Below are 15,640 nucleotides of genomic sequence, written 5' to 3'. Positions count from 1 at the left end.
ATTCATGTTTTCAATGTTTAAACGTGCATCTCTTGTAATGCTGTCAATGATGGCAGCATTACTCTTTGCTTTATCGCTGCCTGCGCATGCTGAGCAAAAAGAGTCTGAAGTTGCACAACGTGAAATGACCCAATTGGCTGGCGCCGATTTTTGGCGTCAAGTTCGTCAAGGCGAAGAGGGCTACACGACGTCTCAGTTCCCAGAGCATGGAATGCTGATCAGTACCCCAGGGCAAACCTGGTACATTTTGAAAGAGAAATGGATGTCACCAGCGGGAGCTGTGGCGATTTTCGGTAGTATCGCTTTCGTTACTCTCATGTACATTGTCATTGGTCCACTTATGTTAAGTGCGCCAAGAACAGGTAAGAAGATCAAGCGTTGGTCTCGACTGGATCGCGCTCTTCACTGGAGCATGGCATTCACTTTCTTAACCTTAGCGTTTAGTGGGCTAATGCTGGTTTATGGTAAACATTTCCTTAAGCCGTACATTCCGTCTGAGCTATGGGGCTTCATCATTATGTTGGCGAAGCAATACCATAACTACATTGGTCCAATCTTCTACGTGTTGCTGCTATGTGTGCTGATTAAGTGGTGGCGAAAGTCGATCTTCAAAAAAGTCGATCTTGCTTGGTTTATGAAGCTTGGTGGCATGGTGGGTAAACATAAAGGCTCGCATCCATCAGCAGAGTTTTCTAACGCTGGTGAAAAAGCGCTGTTCTGGTTACTCATTGTTGTAGGAACGGTCGTTGCGATCAGCGGGTTGGTATTGGATTTCCCAATCTTTGGTCAGACGCGACGTGATATGGAGCTTTCTAACCTGGTCCATATGTTAGCGGCTCTGATTCTAATCTGTGGTTTCGTGTTCCACATCTATATCGGTTTATTCGGAATGGAAGGAGCACTTGAAGGTATGGTAACGGGCGAGGTTGATGAAACTTGGGCCAAAGAGCACCATGACCTTTGGTATGAAGAGATGATGGCTAAAGAGCGAGAAGAGCAGGGTGGAAATGCAAACACCGCGAGCTCTGACCACGAAGTAAAAGGAGCGCAGACGAATGAACAAACCTCATAATGGTATTTGGGTTGCGTACATCTTAAGTTGTTTTACTCCGTTTACCTGCCTAATTTCAGGTGTGATTGCGATTGTTTACGCGGGTTACCGTTTAGACCGAGGTGAAGATGGCGAAGTGATCGATTCTCACTATTACGGCTTGATTCGAACTTTCTTCCTGAACTTAACCTACTTTGTCGTATTGATCATCACGGTAGCGACGTCAAATGGTGTCCTGAAAGGGGTCAATGATTACTGGTATCAAAGTCATATCATCGACGAGATTGCTTATTACATCCCATACGTAGGAATGTTATTTGGTGTAATTGCGATAGTGATTTGGTTTATCCGCATGTTCCAAGGCATGAGCAAACTCAGAGACAACCAACCATTTAGTTTTTCAAAAGGACCAAACCTGTAAAAAGCCTCTTACTAAGTGAGCCCTGATCTCTTCAGGGCTCTTTTTTATGCACCAAAAGATTGCGCCTCTATCTGGTGCAACTATCCCTCTCATGGTGCATTTTCTCACCCAGTTTGCACATTCAAATCGTCACCTTCAACTTGAATCCTTTAATTATTTTAATAAATTCAATCACTAAGATGTAGATTATAAAATTATAGTTTAGTGGCATGTAACTTGCCGTATCAGGGCTTCAAGCAATATCACCAATGTGGTGAGCGATGTTATATGACGCACAGGAAAAGTGCGCGACAAACAAAAATGGAGACTTATACGGATGAGCGTAACAGCCAGTCAGGTTCATGGAGCCGTTCAAACCCTGACTCAAAGTTCGGACACACTTTTTCTTCTTCTTGGTGCCATTATGGTGTTCTTAATGCACGCTGGGTTCGCATTTCTCGAAGTCGGTACGGTCAGACATAAGAACCAAGTCAATGCTCTGGTTAAAATTCTTGCAGACTTCGGTATTTCAGCGCTTGCCTATTTCTTCATCGGTTATTGGGTCGCTTATGGAGCAAACTTCTTCGCTGACGCACAAACTCTTTCACAAGGAAATGGGTATGAGCTGGTCAAGTTCTTCTTCTTACTAACCTTTGCCGCTGCGATTCCAGCCATCGTTTCTGGCGGGATTGCTGAGCGAGCTCGTTTTTATCCTATCCTTGTGGCGACCTTCTTTACGGTTGGATTGGTCTACCCAGTGTTTGAAGGCATGATCTGGAATGGCAACTTTGGTTTGCAGGCTTGGTTCGAATCACAATTTGGCTATGGGTTCCATGATTTTGCAGGCTCCGTTGTTGTGCATGGTGTCGGCGGTTGGATTGCGTTGGTTGCAGTTCTTTTCCTCGGTATGCGTAAAGGGCGAATCAGAGCAGGAAAGCACACCAACTTTGCGCCATCGAATATCCCGTTTTTAGCGCTCGGCGCATGGATTCTGTGTGTTGGCTGGTTTGGATTTAACGTGATGTCAGCGCAAACGCTTAATGGCATCAGCGGGCTCGTCGCGATGAATTCATTGATGGCGATGGTCGGTGGAATTGTTGCTGCTTTAATCGCAGGCAAAAACGACCCAGGCTTTATTCACAATGGTCCTTTAGCTGGTCTGGTTGCCATTTGTGCCGGCTCTGACTTAATGCATCCCATCGGCTCTTTGATTACGGGTGCTGTCGCAGGGGCGTTATTTGTTTATCTATTTACCTACCTTCAAAACAAAACCAAAATCGATGATGTTCTTGGAGTTTGGCCGCTTCACGGAGTTTGTGGGGCGTGGGGTGGCATTGCTGCCGGTATTTTCGGCCAGACTGTGTTAGGTGGCCTCGGAGGCGTGAGCTTTGTGGTTCAGTTGCTCGGTACATTAGTCGGCATTGGGATTGCGGTTGGGGGCGCTTTGGTTGTGTACGGCATCATTAACAAAGTATCTGGCTTACGCTTATCGGAAGAAGATGAGTTCAATGGTGCAGACTTGGCGATTCATAAAATCTCTGCCACGAGTGACGATTAAACAATCGGTTGAGATAGGGCGGCTTCGGTCGCCTTTTTTGTTTTAGTTCACATTACCTTGTATAACTCGTTTGATTTCGACTATGGTCTAATCCGCATAACTTCTGATGTTATTAGCGAAGTGCTAAGCTACATCTAAAGGAAAAATATAAGGATGTGGTATGAAGTTTCCGTATCGTAATGTCGTAATTCTCACTGGAGCAGGGATCTCAGCTGAATCAGGTATTCAAACTTTTCGAGCGCAAGATGGCTTGTGGGAAGATCACCGCATAGAAGATGTCGCGACCCCTGAAGGATTTGCCCGCGACCCTGATCTTGTTCAAGATTTCTATAATAAACGCCGCATCATGCTACAAGAACCGCATATTGAACCCAATGCAGCTCACATCGCATTAGGGCAACTGGAAGCCGAGCTAGACGGGACGGTAACCGTGATTACACAGAACATCGATAACCTACATGAGCGAGGTGGCAGCTCGAACGTCATTCACATGCATGGCGAACTCCTAAAAGCACGTTGCAGCGTATCGAATCAAGTGGTTGAAGAGTTGGGTGAAATCAAAACGGGCGATCTTTGTCATTGCTGTCAAATGCCATCTCAAATGCGACCTCATGTTGTTTGGTTTGGCGAAATGCCATTACGAATGGGCGAGATTTATCAATCCCTAGAAGACGCAGATCTGTTCATTTCGATTGGTACATCAGGGGTTGTTTTCCCCGCTGCTGGATTTGTTCACGATGCCAAAATGCATGGTGCCCACACAATAGAAATCAATTTAGAGCCAAGTGCTGTTGAGAGTGAGTTTGAAGAGAAGCGTTATGGAAAAGCCAGTGTGGAAGTTCCGAAACTGGTTGAGGAAATCCTAGCTTTGCAGAAACCTCAAGCAAAGCACGCATAAACGTTGCGTTTTGAATAGATGCTCAGCGCTTGCCTCGCTGAGCTTTTTTCATTTCATACATGGCTTTATCTGTATTGATTAACGCTTGATGGAACTGAGTCTTGGTTGTTGAATCAATACCATAGCTAAACTTGATGTCTTCACCTTCTAGATGAGCGTTGATCTTGCGAATGAACGCGAGTCCTGCCCCTGGCGACGCCACAACAGCAAATTCATCGCCACCCAGTCTAAACGCTTGCTCCGCCTCAGAAGTCGATTCTCGTAACGCCTGTGCAAAGCGAACCAACATAATATCGCCTTGCGCATGACCTTGTGTATCGTTGACTAACTTTAAGCCATCTAAATCAAAGTAGATTAAGTCAAATTTTTCGAGGGTGATGTTGTTGAGTTTTTTTCGGTTGTATAGCCCAGTTAACTCATCAATAGTGGCGTTCTCTTTCGCTTTATTGACCATACGAGTAATGCCAAAGGCCAACAACAAGAACGAAAGTTGTAACAAGCCGTCTTCTAGAAACGAGTCAACCAACGGATGTTGCGCTGCGATGTCGTTGAAGTAAGTGATTTCCGTGACGACTTCATAAAAACTGTTTGTGATCAGTAAGCCAACCCCATAATTAACCAGTGAGTTGGAGCGCACTGTTCGCAGAGAGATGTAGGCTAAATAAATCACCAGAAAGAGGGTGTTTGTCTCGAAAAGCAGATCGTAGCGTGAATCAACAGCGAAGAAATGACTCATCACCAATAGTAATAATTGGACGATGATCAGCAATGAAAGAAAGAAAAGGGTGACTCTGTACATAGTCCTCTCAAACTAATAAAGCGGCAGATGCCGCTTTATTAAGTGTAAGATAAATCGCTTAATTATCTACTTTAAGTTTCTGGAAGTATTCGTCGTAAAGCACGCTTGCTTCACCCACTTCGTCTTGCCACGTGCCACTTTCCATCACTTCTTGTGGTGGGAAAATGCTTGGGTCGTTTGCAAACTCTTTAGGCAGTAGATCGTGTGCTGTAGCCACTGGCGTAGGGTAGCCAATCTCAAGAGCGATTTTCGCTGCATTCTCTGGGCGAAGTAGGAAGTCGATCATTTTGTGTGCCGCTTCGATATTCTTCGCACCTGCAGGAATAGCTAGGCTGTCCATCCAGAAAATAGCGCCTTTTTCAGGCCAGATGATGTTGATAGATGCGCCTTCTTGACGCGCCATGTATGCCGAACCATTCCAAAGCATGCCAAGAGAAACTTCGCCTGCTAAGTATGGGTTTGCTGGGAAATCAGAGTTGAAAACTAATACATTTGGCATTAGCTTTTTCAGCTCTTCATATGCTGCTTTGATTTCATCTGGATCCGTGGTGTTTGGTGAGTACCCAAGCTTCGTTAGGGCGATATGGAAGACTTCGCGCGAGTCATCCATCAGCATAAGTTGGCCTTCCCACTTGCTATCCCAGAAGTCATCCCACTTCGTTGCTGAAGAGCTGTCTAGCATGTCTGAGTTAATGCCAATACCTGTCGCGCCCCAGATGTAAGGGATAGAGTAACTGTTGTTTGGGTCGAACGGTTTGTTTAGGAAGTTTGTATCAAGATCGGCAAAGTGAGAAAGCTTCTCTTTGTCAATTTTTTGTAGCATGCCTTCTTTGCGCATCTTAGAGACAAAGTAAGTAGACGGTACTACTAGGTCGTAACCAGAACCTTGAGTCTTTAACTTAGCGTACATGCTTTCGTTAGACTCGTAAGTTGAGTAAATCACCTTAATTCCGGTTTCTTTTGTAAAGTCTTCAAGAACTTCGTTTGGAATGTATTCAGACCAGTTGTAGAAGTAGAGTTCTTGATCAGCAGCCATTGCAGGGGAAGCGATCAGAGTCGCCGCGCACAGTGCGCTTGCATAGAATTTACTTTTCATTATTTTTCCGTTTTTCCTGTGCTTAGACAGCATAAGCATTTCCAAGCTTATGTACGCTGGGTAAGCAGTGAGTTAAGTCGCTTGTTAGAACAACAAACCATGCAAACAGAAATTATATCAGCCAATGACGAAAATAGGCAGCGAATGCTGCCTATTTTCCTGTTTAGTTTGGGTTATTGACCCGCTTTAAGCTTTAGGAAGTATTCTTCATACTTCACGGTTAAATCGCCTACCGAATCTTGCCACTCCACACGGTCCAGATCTTCTTGAGAAGGGAATAGGGGAGCCACATCTTTAAACTTGGCGTTAGACTCAGCAACCGCTGTTAAATAACCGGTATCGCGCGAGATTTGCTCGGCAATTTCTGGGCGAAGTAGGAAATCGATCATCTTATGAGCCGCATCTACGTTCTTCGCACCCGAAGAGATGGCAAAGTTATCAACCCAACCGATACCGCCTTCTTTAGGGAAGACAAGTTTTAGGTTCATACCTTCGTTTTGAGCCGCAGCCGCACTGCCGTTCCAAAGCATACCTACGCCAACTTCACCAGACATATATGGAGCACCTGGGTTGTCAGAGTTAAATACCAATACGTTTGGCATTAGCTTCTGTAGTTCTGCGTACGCTTCGTCGATCTGTTTCGGATCGGTTGAGTTACCAGAGTAACCCAGTTTACGCAAAGCGATGTGGAACACTTCGCGGGTGTCGTCCATCAACATTAGCTGACCTTCAAGTTCTGGGTTCCATAGATCAGCCCAGCTCGTAAAGTCATTCGGATCGTACATGTCAGCGTTAACGGCAAGGCCAGTAATCGCTACTACGTGAGGAATCGAATAGTCGTTGTTTGGATCGTAAGGCTTGTCCAAGTAGTTCTTATCTAGGTTAGAGAAGTTACTCAGTTTCGACTTGTCGATTTTTTGCAGCATTCCTTCATCGCGCATTTTTGCGACGAAGTAAGTTGACGGTACGACAAGGTCATAACCTTGATTATGTGTTTTTAGCTTTGCATACAGTGTTTCATTCGACTCGTAAGTCGAGTAAATCACCTTGATGCCAGTTTCCTTTGTAAATTGTTCTAGGATATTACTGTTGATGTAAGGACCCCAGTTCATAAATACAAGTTCTTTGTTTTCGTCCGCTGCAACTGATCCTGAGAACAGAGAAAGCGCACATGCACTACCAGCTAATAAAGTAGCCCATTTTTTCATTGACGTTAGCTCCAAACCAAACGTATCTCCACAATGGAGATTGGATAGAAAAACAGAACGGCGACATGCCATTCTGTTTCGTGTTTTTCGATGCGGATTCTACTTCACTTTTTCTCTGGCTAGCAACTGAGATGTTACAACCAAAATTAGTGAGACAATCAGCATCACGGTTGCGAGGGCATTCACTTCAGGTGAAATGCCGACTTTCACCATTGAATAGATCTTCAACGGTAAGATTTCATATGTTGGGCCTGTCACGAACGAGCTGATAATCACGTCGTCTAGTGATAGGGTGAAACTCAGTAGCCAGCCTGCTGCAACTGCTGGTTTAGCAAGAGGCAAAATAATTTGCTTCAAGATAACCCATTCGCTTGCACCCAAATCTTTGGCCGCTTCGAGCATCTTGACGTCAAAGCCATTTAAGCGGCTGTATACGCTCACGACTACAAACGGCAGACAGAATGTAATGTGAGCAACCAACAAGGTGAAGAATCCTAGTTGCGCTCCCATCACCAAAAACAGCGCGAGCAGCGAAATAGCCATTACGATGTCCGGAGACATCATCACGACAAAAAGCATCCCGTTGACCACACCCTTACCCTTAAAGGTATAACGAAATAGGGCAACAGCCGTTAAGCTACCAATTATGGTTGCTGCTGTTGCTGAAAAAATCGCAACATTTAACGAGTGCCACGCGGCTTGCATCAGGCTGTCGTTGTTGATCAAGGTTTCGTACCACTTTGTGGTAAAACCGCCCCATTTCATGCCAAATTTGTTGGCGTTAAATGAGTTAACAATCAAGACAATAATTGGCAGATACAAAAACGCGTACACCAATGTCATAAAGCTAAATCTAACTGTACGGCCCATCAGTCTAGCTCCACTTTCTTATTCAATAATTTGCCCGCTCTGTAGTAGGCGTAAAGCATGATTGCCATCGCAATGGTTAGAGCGATACTGGTCGCGGCACCAAATGGCCAATCACGTGCGTTCAATACTTGGCTCTTAATGACGTTACCAATCAATAAGTTTTTCGCTCCGCCGAGTAAGTCAGAAATGTAGAACATACCCAGTGCAGGCAGTAGCACCAATAAACAGCCTCCAATAATGCCAGGCATGGTCAGAGGGAGCGTTACTTTGGTAAATATCTGGAACTTGTTTGCCCCTAAGTCTTGCGCTGCTTCCGTGTAGGTATGGTCTAACTTCTCAATCGCTGAGTAGAGCGGAAGTATCATAAACGGCAGCAGAATATAGACCAGACCAATCATTACCGCAGTTTCGGTGTACATCAATCGAATCGGTTTATCGATGATCTCCATCGCCATCAGCGATTTGTTCAAGATGCCCTGAGTACCCAATACGATTTTAAGGCCGTACGTACGAATCAGCGAGTTAGTCCAGAAAGGAACAATCACCAGAAACAACATGATTGGTCGCCATTTCTCAGGCATTTTTGCCACGATGTAGGCAAATGGATAACCAATGGCCAAACAGATCAGCGTCGCGACAATCGCCATGTAGAATGAGTGCCACAGTACCTTGGCGTACAGTGGGTCCATCAAGCGCACATAGTTGTCTAATGTGAACGTCATTTCGATTAGGTTAGCTTCATCACGCGTGAGGAAACTGGTACCAATAATCATGACGTTAGGGATTAGCACAAACAGTGTTAACCAACCAACAATTAGGGCAATGATGGCGTTTTGTAGATTAAGCTTCTTGCTTATCATTGAGTACCACCTCCCAGCTCTCAACCCAAGTGATTGCGACTTTTTGTCCAAGAGAGTGGTCCACATCGGGATCGTCTTCATTGAAGAATTCGCTAACCATCACACGCATACCTGATTCGAGCTCGATGACCGAGTCTAAGGTCATACCTTTGTAGGTTCGTTCAGTAACGTGACCAACAATACCTTTTTGCTCAGACTCTTTGATCTCTTCGATACGTAAGTCTTCAGGGCGAAGAAGCACTTGTAGCTTGTCACCCGATTGCGCGTCTTGATCGTAGTAAACTACAGATTCAACACCTTCGATGTCAGCACGAATGCGCTTGTCATCTAAACGCTCGAGCATGGTCGCATTGAACACATTGATTTCGCCGATAAAGCGAGCGACGAACAAGTTCTTCGGTTCTTCATAGATCTCACGTGGAGAACCATCTTGCTCTATTACACCGTCACGCATAACGATAATGCGGTCAGACATAGAGAGTGCTTCTTCCTGATCATGTGTCACGAAGATGAAGGTAATGCCTAACTGGCGCTGAAGCTGTTTCAATTCGATCTGCATTTGCTTACGCAGTTTGTAATCAAGCGCAGAGAGAGATTCATCCAACAACAGGACTTTAGGTTTGTTCACAACTGCGCGCGCGATAGCGATACGTTGTTGCTGGCCACCTGATAGCTGATGGGGTTTACGCTGCGCCATTTTCTCTAGGCGAACCATGCGCAATGCTTCCATGACGCGAGGTTCGATATCCGAAGCCGGTGTTTTTTGCATACGCAGACCAAATGCTACGTTCTCAAACACTGTCATATGTGGGAAGAGTGCGTAACTTTGGAATACAGTGTTGACATGCCTTTGTTCTGCAGGGACTGAGGTTACATTCTGATTATCAAGAATAATGTCACCTTGGTCAGCGGTTTCGAAACCAGCAATCATTCTAAGAACGGTTGTTTTACCACAACCCGATGGACCAAGAATGGTAAGGAATTCACCATGGTTCACATCTAAATTCAGATTACCGATGATTTCCTTACCATCGAAACTTTTACTGATACCAGTTAGACGAATAACTGGTTGTCCTGCTTTTTGTTTAGCGTTCAACGTCTGTTTTTCTCCCACAATGGTCATTATGTCGCGAGTTTTAGCGAAGACCCGTAGTTACACAAAATAGAGGCGCGCATCATAATCACCAAAATTGTGAAATCAAAGCATTTTCTTATCCTGAAACCGAAATATTTTTGCAGGTAAAAGTAAACTTTTCTTACCATACTCTCTCTATACCTTTTACACGCTTTGGAGTAGGGTATTTTTCTCTCTGAATCAGGAATCTAGGCTTTGTAAATGCGTTTAGTGGTCAATTATCAACCATAAAGTCAAGAAAGCAAGTAATTGGCATGGATCTGATTTTGGAGTTTGAGGGGTTTCAGTATAATGTCTCTCACTTGCAACAAAGCATTAATCAACCAGTTTGCCTTGTCAGTTGATGAGGCATCGGACTTAGTAATGAATAACGACATAGAGAAAGATTTTAATTTAGGTGGGAGTATTGAGCGTGCGCTTGAAGGTAACTATGAGCTCAACGCTGGCGATGTTCTTAAAGAGGCATGGAATCACACGATAAAGAACTTCTTGTCCTTTTCACCTGCCATCGTGTTGCTCATCGCGATTCAAGTCGCCATATTCGTCATCGCGTTAAAGCTACAACTTGGTGACCCATCGGTGATTTTTGATGCGGTTTTAGATCCTGAGTCATTTGACCCGAGCATCTTCAGCGCGATCATGATTGCTAATTTCAGCTTTGAGGTCATCAGCGCCCCAATCTATGCGGGAATCAGCCTTATGGCAATGAGTCACGCGGCTGGGTTATCAACCAAACCTCGACATATTGGTAAAGGTTTGCAGTTCACCATTCCCGTGATCATTGCGACGCTAGCCAGTCTTGTTTTACAAGGAATTGCGGGAACATTGCTGCCGTTTCTATCTTTGTATTTTTCTCTCGCGTTTAGTAATTCGATGTTACTCATTTGCGAAAAGAAAGTGCCACCAATGCAGTCTTTACTGCTATCGCTTCGTGCAGTGAACAAGAAATTATTCCCGCTGCTGGGCATTTATTTCTTCATCGTGATTATGTTCATGGTTGGCGTAATGCTTTACGGCATTGGTTTGATTTTTGTTTTGCCTTTCTTCTTCCACGTAAAAGGCATCATTTATCGCAACATGTTTGGTATTAAACTGAAGATCATCGCTTCAGACCGTCCGAAAAATGGGGATGACAACGACAATGATTCACAAGTGTTCAATGCGTAAAAGTGAATTTATTGCTATTGCTGCAGCTGGCCTATTAGCCAGCTGTAGTTTTTATGGCTACGAGAAAAACCGAATAGAAGAAGAGCGCCAAACTGCCTATCAAACCGAGACCAACAGTAAAGCAAAGGCTTTGGGAGCTGCGCCTGACTTCTCTGCAATTGCTGAAACGCGCTCAAAGAAACAGGCGTTTTTCGATTATTTAAGGCCGGGTATCGCGCTAGAGAATGAACGCGTTAAAAAGGAACGCAAACGACTTGAAGCTATCCAAACGTCGTTTGATGTCGGTAATTTGACCTCGTCTGAACTCAGCGATGCGAAACGCTTAGGGCGCCTTTACAACCTCAATTTGGCCGAAGAAGGGATTACTCAGAGTTGGCTTGATAATATGCGCCACCGCGTTGATGTCATACCCGAAGCGCTCGTGTTGGTCCAAGCTGCTAATGAGTCAGCGTGGGGGACATCTCGCTTTGCAACTAAGGCAAATAACTATTTTGGTCAGTGGTGTTATAGCAAAGGATGTGGGCTTGTTCCTCTGAAACGTTCAGAGGGAATGACTCATGAAGTGGCTAAGTTCGCCTCAGCCCAGCAATCTATTCATGGGTATTTCATGAATGTAAACCGAAACAAAGCCTATCATGAGCTAAGAGAAATTCGATACCAGCGCCATACACAAGGGGAAAGTCTCATAGACACAGAGGCGGCGATGGCACTTGCGAATGGACTATTGAAATACTCTGAGCGCGGTGAGGCATACGTCAACGACTTGCAAAGCATGATTCGTCATAATAAGCAGTTCTGGGAAGGCAATTCTCAATCCAGTGCGAGTCGGTAGACATTATAAGCACTGCCCGTTATCCAACTAAAACAACAAGACTATAAATTCAATGAAGAAACTATCGTTAGCCCTTTTGACCGCTGCAGTAGGTATTACCGCAGCGATGCCAAGTTACGCTCAAGAATATATGTTCACCTATTCAAAACTGTTTTCTCACATGAAGCAGAATGCGAAAGAAGGGCATGATGATGTAAAAGTGGGCTTCTTTTTCTTAAATGCGAATACCAAGCAGTTGTGCAATATTGAAAAAGCTTGGATGGAAAAAGAAGAGCATTATGAGGAGCTGACGATTTCTCCTTATAACGAAGTGATTGTCCCGTTAGACAACAATCTACGCTCAGCCAATCCATTGGTGTTTGTCCACACGCCGATGGATATGCGTTGTGATTTCTCTATGGTGGTTATGACAAAAGAGCCAATGAACGGAGAGGTCAGCTACGATGACGTTAAAGTACTGTTACCGCAAATGCAGGTTATTCTAGAGCAATTAGGTGGCATGTTCGCGAGCTGGTTTACGCCTGATGTAGAAGGGCTAACGTTAGAGTTTCCAAATAAGCTAAATTCAACCATCCAGTTTTCTAATGGGACCACGAAACCTATCGTAGATGGTAAGACTCAAGTGTCGTTAGCAGAGATTGGTGAAGGTGGCACGATGACACTTCCGGCTGAAACGGCGAGAGTTCTTCCTTATCTACCCAAAGCAAACTAACTAAAAGGCCGCCCACGCGGCCTTTTTTGACTCTATTCCAATCAGTTTCCTCGTTCTTCATTTGTTTCCCATCAAATTGAATCGAATTTTGCTTACCTATTTAACTGCAGACGTTTAATCCTCACCAAAAAGCTCGTATAATCCACGCCCCGAATATGACACGTTAGGAAGTCCTACTGTTGGCCTAGCCGACGATGTGAGAGCTCGCAATGACACAATTAGATACAAGAAAAGAAACCCTAGAATTCAACAAACTTCAAAAGCGCCTAAGAAGAAACGTTGGAAATGCTATTACCGATTACAACATGATCGAAGAAGGCGATGTTGTGATGGCATGTATCAGTGGTGGTAAAGATTCATTTGCGATGCTGGATATCCTACTGAATCTACAAAAAGCGGCGCCAATTAAGTTTGACGTTGTTGCGGTTAACCTAGATCAAAAGCAGCCAGGATTCCCTGAACACATTCTTCCAGACTACTTTGAAACGTTAAACATCCCATATTATATCGTGGATAAAGATACGTACTCGGTTGTAAAAGAGAAGGTGCCAGAAGGAAAAACGACGTGTGGTCTTTGTTCACGTTTACGCCGTGGTACGCTTTACTCGTTTGCCGAGAAGATCGGTGCAACGAAGCTTGCTCTTGGTCACCACATGGATGACATTGTTGAAACCATGTTCTTGAATATGTTCCATGGCTCTCGTCTTAAAGCAATGCCGCCAAAACTGCGTTCAGATGATGGCCGCAATGTGGTAATTCGCCCCCTGACTTACTGTCGTGAGAAAGATCTCATCAAGTACGCAGAACATAAAGCGTTCCCGATCATCCCTTGTAACCTTTGTGGTTCACAAGAAAACCTGCAACGACAATCAATCAAAGCGATGTTGATTGATTGGGATAAAAAAACACCTGGCCGCGTTGAAGCGATCTTTAAGTCCATTCAAAACGTCAGCCCTAGCCAACTGGCAGATAAAAACCTGTTTGACTTTGAAAACTTGCCGCTTGATCGTGATGGAGATCGAGAAGAGTATGAGTTTAGTGAAGCCATCGTTTCGTCAACCAACATTGACGAGTCCATGTTTATCGATGTGACAAACATCTAATTACAGATAAGAAAAGAAAAGGAAGATAATGATTATCTTCCTTTTTTGTTTCTGATGATTAAATTGCGGTTCTTGGATCAAGTGGGCTAATGTAACCCAGAGGCTTCAATGCCAATACATCACAGTTAATTTTATCGATGACGTGCTCAGCGGTATTACCGATAAACACCGCAGACAACCCAGTGCGTCCCGTTGTTCCAATGATTACCATCGCGGCATTTAAGCGCTGGGCGACTTCAGGAATGATATCTTCTGGCAGCCCTTGTTCAACCACAGTCTGTTCATCATCATAACCGTGTTTTTGGCGTAGCGCTTTCATGGCGGTTAGGTGATGCCCACGCACAGCATCTGTATATGTTGCGGGATCGAATTCGGGTAATTCAATCGTGATGTTAGCCGGTGTGACAGGGTAGGCGTTAACCAAATAAGGTTTAGCGCCCAAACGTTCGGTTAGGCTATTGAGTTGTTCAACCATACTATCGTTGAGGTTAAGGTGCGTTTCGTTTTCCGAACCAACGTGAACCGAAGCAATGATGCTTGCATCCTCAGGCCAATCTTGGTTTTTAACTAATAGAACAGGGCATGGACACTTACGAAGTAAATGCCAATCCGTCGGAGTGAAGATTACCGACTCAAGAACATCGTGTTTGCGAGTTCCTTTGATCACGATGTCGTGTTCACCACCAAACACCTCGGCGATGATCGCTTCATATGGACGATTGTGCCAGACAACTCTTACATCGAACTCAACACCGTCGAGGAGATAATCTTGAGCAATCTTACGCATCCATTGCTCTCGTTGCCCGATAACGCCTCGACGCATTGCGTCACGCTCATCAATGGACAGCATGGATGTCATGTCATAGGAAAAATCATAAATGGATAGGAAAAAAGTCACCTGACTTGGTGAGCGACTTTTCGCAGCAAGCTGCATAGCGCGGGCTAATGCGGGTTGTTCATCTTTATTGATGTCAGCAACAACTAATATTTTATTGTAGATGCTCATACAAACTCCTTTAGAAAGAGGAGGAACATATGATTAATGTAGCTTAGTTAGCGAAAGAGTTTTAGGAAAAAATGCAGGAATATGAGAGAAGTATGATGTAGCTCTACATCGAGAGGAGTAGAGCTACATCATTGAAGTTATTAAGATTCTGTAGAAACGCCAGCCAATTCCATCAACGCGTCGTGATCGAGAATGGTGATATATTTGCCTTTCACGCTCAGAATTTCTGACTTTTGAAAGCGTCCAAGGAGGCGAGAAATCGTCTCAACGGTTAATCCAAGGTAGTTACCAATATCGCCACGAGTCATGGTTAAGCGGAACTCACGTGGGCTGAATCCACGTTGAGAAAAGCGAGTAGAAAGGTTGTATAGGAATGCCGCTAGACGTTCTTCAGCATTCTTTTTCGAGAGCAAAAGGATCATCTCTTGATCGCCTTTAATCTCGTTACTCATCAAACGCATAATTTGCTGACGAAGCTTCGGCATTTTCCCTGATAGGTCATCCAAGATCTCATAGGGAATCTCACACACCATAGAAGTCTCTAGCGCTTGAGCAAAACTAGGATGCGCGTCATCAGTGATTGCATCAAAACCAACCAAGTCACCTGCTAGGTGAAAGGCGGTTATCTGCTCGTCACCTTGTTCTGTGATCGTGTAGCTTTTGATAGTGCCTGAACGAATAGCGTAAAGCGATTTCAGCTCATCACCCGCTTTGAACAGTTCTTGTCCTTTCTGGATTGGCTTTTTACGCTCGATAATTTGATCAAGCTGATCAAGCTCAGATTCATTCAGAGTAAAGGGGATACAAAGCTGGCTGATACTGCAGTCTTGGCAATGGATGGCACAACCACCCGACTGGATTCGCTTTGTTGCAGGTTTTTCAGAAATCATAACAACCTTTCACTATTTGATATACATCAATATTTTAGCATTCCTTAACACTAAT

Annotated in this window: 16 protein-coding genes; 8 read left to right on the top strand and 8 right to left on the bottom strand. The window is 44.4% G+C overall.

Annotation, left to right across the window (positions count from 1 at the left end):
- Window positions 1–4: 4 nt before the first annotated feature.
- The 4 genes from U9J37_RS04315 to cobB all read left to right on the top strand — a co-directional run bounded on the left by U9J37_RS04315 (window position 5) and on the right by cobB (window position 3,907).
- On the top strand, window positions 5–1,072 hold the full coding sequence (locus U9J37_RS04315; RefSeq protein ID WP_005475792.1) for a formate dehydrogenase subunit gamma: 1,068 nt from the start codon (window positions 5–7) through the stop codon (window positions 1,070–1,072).
- Complete coding sequence (locus U9J37_RS04310; RefSeq protein WP_005475807.1) at window positions 1,056–1,472, top strand: hypothetical protein; 417 nt, start codon at window positions 1,056–1,058, stop codon at window positions 1,470–1,472. Before U9J37_RS04315 ends, U9J37_RS04310 begins: the two co-directional genes overlap by 17 nt.
- Before the next feature lie 316 nt (window positions 1,473–1,788).
- Entirely contained in the window at window positions 1,789–3,009 is a 1,221-nt protein-coding gene (locus tag U9J37_RS04305) for an ammonium transporter (protein WP_005475804.1), read from the top strand.
- Between the two features lie 160 nt (window positions 3,010–3,169).
- Window positions 3,170–3,907 (top strand): Sir2 family NAD+-dependent deacetylase, encoded by a 738-nt coding sequence (cobB, locus tag U9J37_RS04300; protein WP_005475808.1) that lies wholly within the window; start codon window positions 3,170–3,172, stop codon window positions 3,905–3,907.
- 22 nt (window positions 3,908–3,929) lie between these two features.
- Here the strand turns inward: cobB and U9J37_RS04295 are convergent, their stop codons facing one another.
- The 6 genes from U9J37_RS04295 to potA form a co-directional block, all read right to left on the bottom strand.
- The gene (locus U9J37_RS04295) at window positions 3,930–4,706 is read right to left on the bottom strand and encodes a GGDEF domain-containing protein (protein WP_322413915.1); all 777 of its coding nucleotides are present in this window, start codon (window positions 4,704–4,706) and stop codon (window positions 3,930–3,932) included.
- A 58-nt stretch (window positions 4,707–4,764) separates the two neighbouring features.
- On the bottom strand, window positions 4,765–5,802 hold the full coding sequence (locus U9J37_RS04290; RefSeq protein WP_005475787.1) for an extracellular solute-binding protein: 1,038 nt from the start codon (window positions 5,800–5,802) through the stop codon (window positions 4,765–4,767).
- Between the two features lie 173 nt (window positions 5,803–5,975).
- Window positions 5,976–7,010, bottom strand: a complete 1,035-nt coding sequence (locus U9J37_RS04285; RefSeq protein ID WP_038186892.1) for an extracellular solute-binding protein — start codon at window positions 7,008–7,010, stop codon at window positions 5,976–5,978.
- A gap of 99 nt (window positions 7,011–7,109) precedes the next feature.
- Window positions 7,110–7,880, bottom strand: a complete 771-nt coding sequence (gene potC / locus U9J37_RS04280) for a spermidine/putrescine ABC transporter permease PotC (RefSeq protein ID WP_038134645.1) — start codon at window positions 7,878–7,880, stop codon at window positions 7,110–7,112.
- Window positions 7,880–8,740: a spermidine/putrescine ABC transporter permease PotB gene (gene potB, locus U9J37_RS04275; protein ID WP_322413913.1), complete on the bottom strand. Its 861-nt coding sequence runs from the start codon at window positions 8,738–8,740 to the stop codon at window positions 7,880–7,882. Before potB ends, potC begins: the two co-directional genes overlap by 1 nt.
- Complete coding sequence (potA, locus tag U9J37_RS04270; protein ID WP_322414047.1) at window positions 8,721–9,854, bottom strand: spermidine/putrescine ABC transporter ATP-binding protein PotA; 1,134 nt, start codon at window positions 9,852–9,854, stop codon at window positions 8,721–8,723. The genes potB and potA overlap by 20 nt, the downstream gene beginning before the upstream one ends.
- A gap of 384 nt (window positions 9,855–10,238) precedes the next feature.
- Here potA and U9J37_RS04265 point away from each other — a divergent pair, with 384 nt between their 5' ends.
- From U9J37_RS04265 to ttcA, 4 genes are all read left to right on the top strand, one after another.
- Complete coding sequence (locus tag U9J37_RS04265; protein ID WP_038134759.1) at window positions 10,239–11,042, top strand: DUF2189 domain-containing protein; 804 nt, start codon at window positions 10,239–10,241, stop codon at window positions 11,040–11,042.
- The gene (locus U9J37_RS04260) at window positions 11,035–11,874 is read left to right on the top strand and encodes a glucosaminidase domain-containing protein (protein ID WP_322413912.1); all 840 of its coding nucleotides are present in this window, start codon (window positions 11,035–11,037) and stop codon (window positions 11,872–11,874) included. The genes U9J37_RS04265 and U9J37_RS04260 overlap by 8 nt, the downstream gene beginning before the upstream one ends.
- Before the next feature lie 52 nt (window positions 11,875–11,926).
- Window positions 11,927–12,586, top strand: a complete 660-nt coding sequence (locus U9J37_RS04255; protein WP_322413911.1) for a DUF2987 domain-containing protein — start codon at window positions 11,927–11,929, stop codon at window positions 12,584–12,586.
- A gap of 209 nt (window positions 12,587–12,795) precedes the next feature.
- Window positions 12,796–13,689, top strand: coding sequence for a tRNA 2-thiocytidine(32) synthetase TtcA (ttcA, locus tag U9J37_RS04250; RefSeq protein WP_039627970.1), 894 nt, complete (start codon window positions 12,796–12,798; stop codon window positions 13,687–13,689).
- A gap of 58 nt (window positions 13,690–13,747) precedes the next feature.
- Here ttcA and uspE read toward each other — a convergent pair whose 3' ends face one another.
- Window positions 13,748–14,695, bottom strand: coding sequence for a universal stress protein UspE (gene uspE, locus U9J37_RS04245; protein WP_005476566.1), 948 nt, complete (start codon window positions 14,693–14,695; stop codon window positions 13,748–13,750).
- Between the two features lie 140 nt (window positions 14,696–14,835).
- A complete protein-coding gene (locus U9J37_RS04240) occupies window positions 14,836–15,585 on the bottom strand; it encodes a fumarate/nitrate reduction transcriptional regulator Fnr (RefSeq protein ID WP_005476583.1) in 750 nt (249 codons plus the stop codon).
- Window positions 15,586–15,640 lie beyond the last annotated feature (55 nt).

The organism is Vibrio sp. 16, from assembly GCF_963681195.1.
In the GTDB taxonomy this organism is placed as follows: Bacteria; Pseudomonadota; Gammaproteobacteria; order Enterobacterales; family Vibrionaceae; genus Vibrio; species Vibrio sinaloensis_D.
Note: the sequence above shows the minus strand (reverse complement) of the source record. Positions and strands in the feature narration are given on the sequence as shown.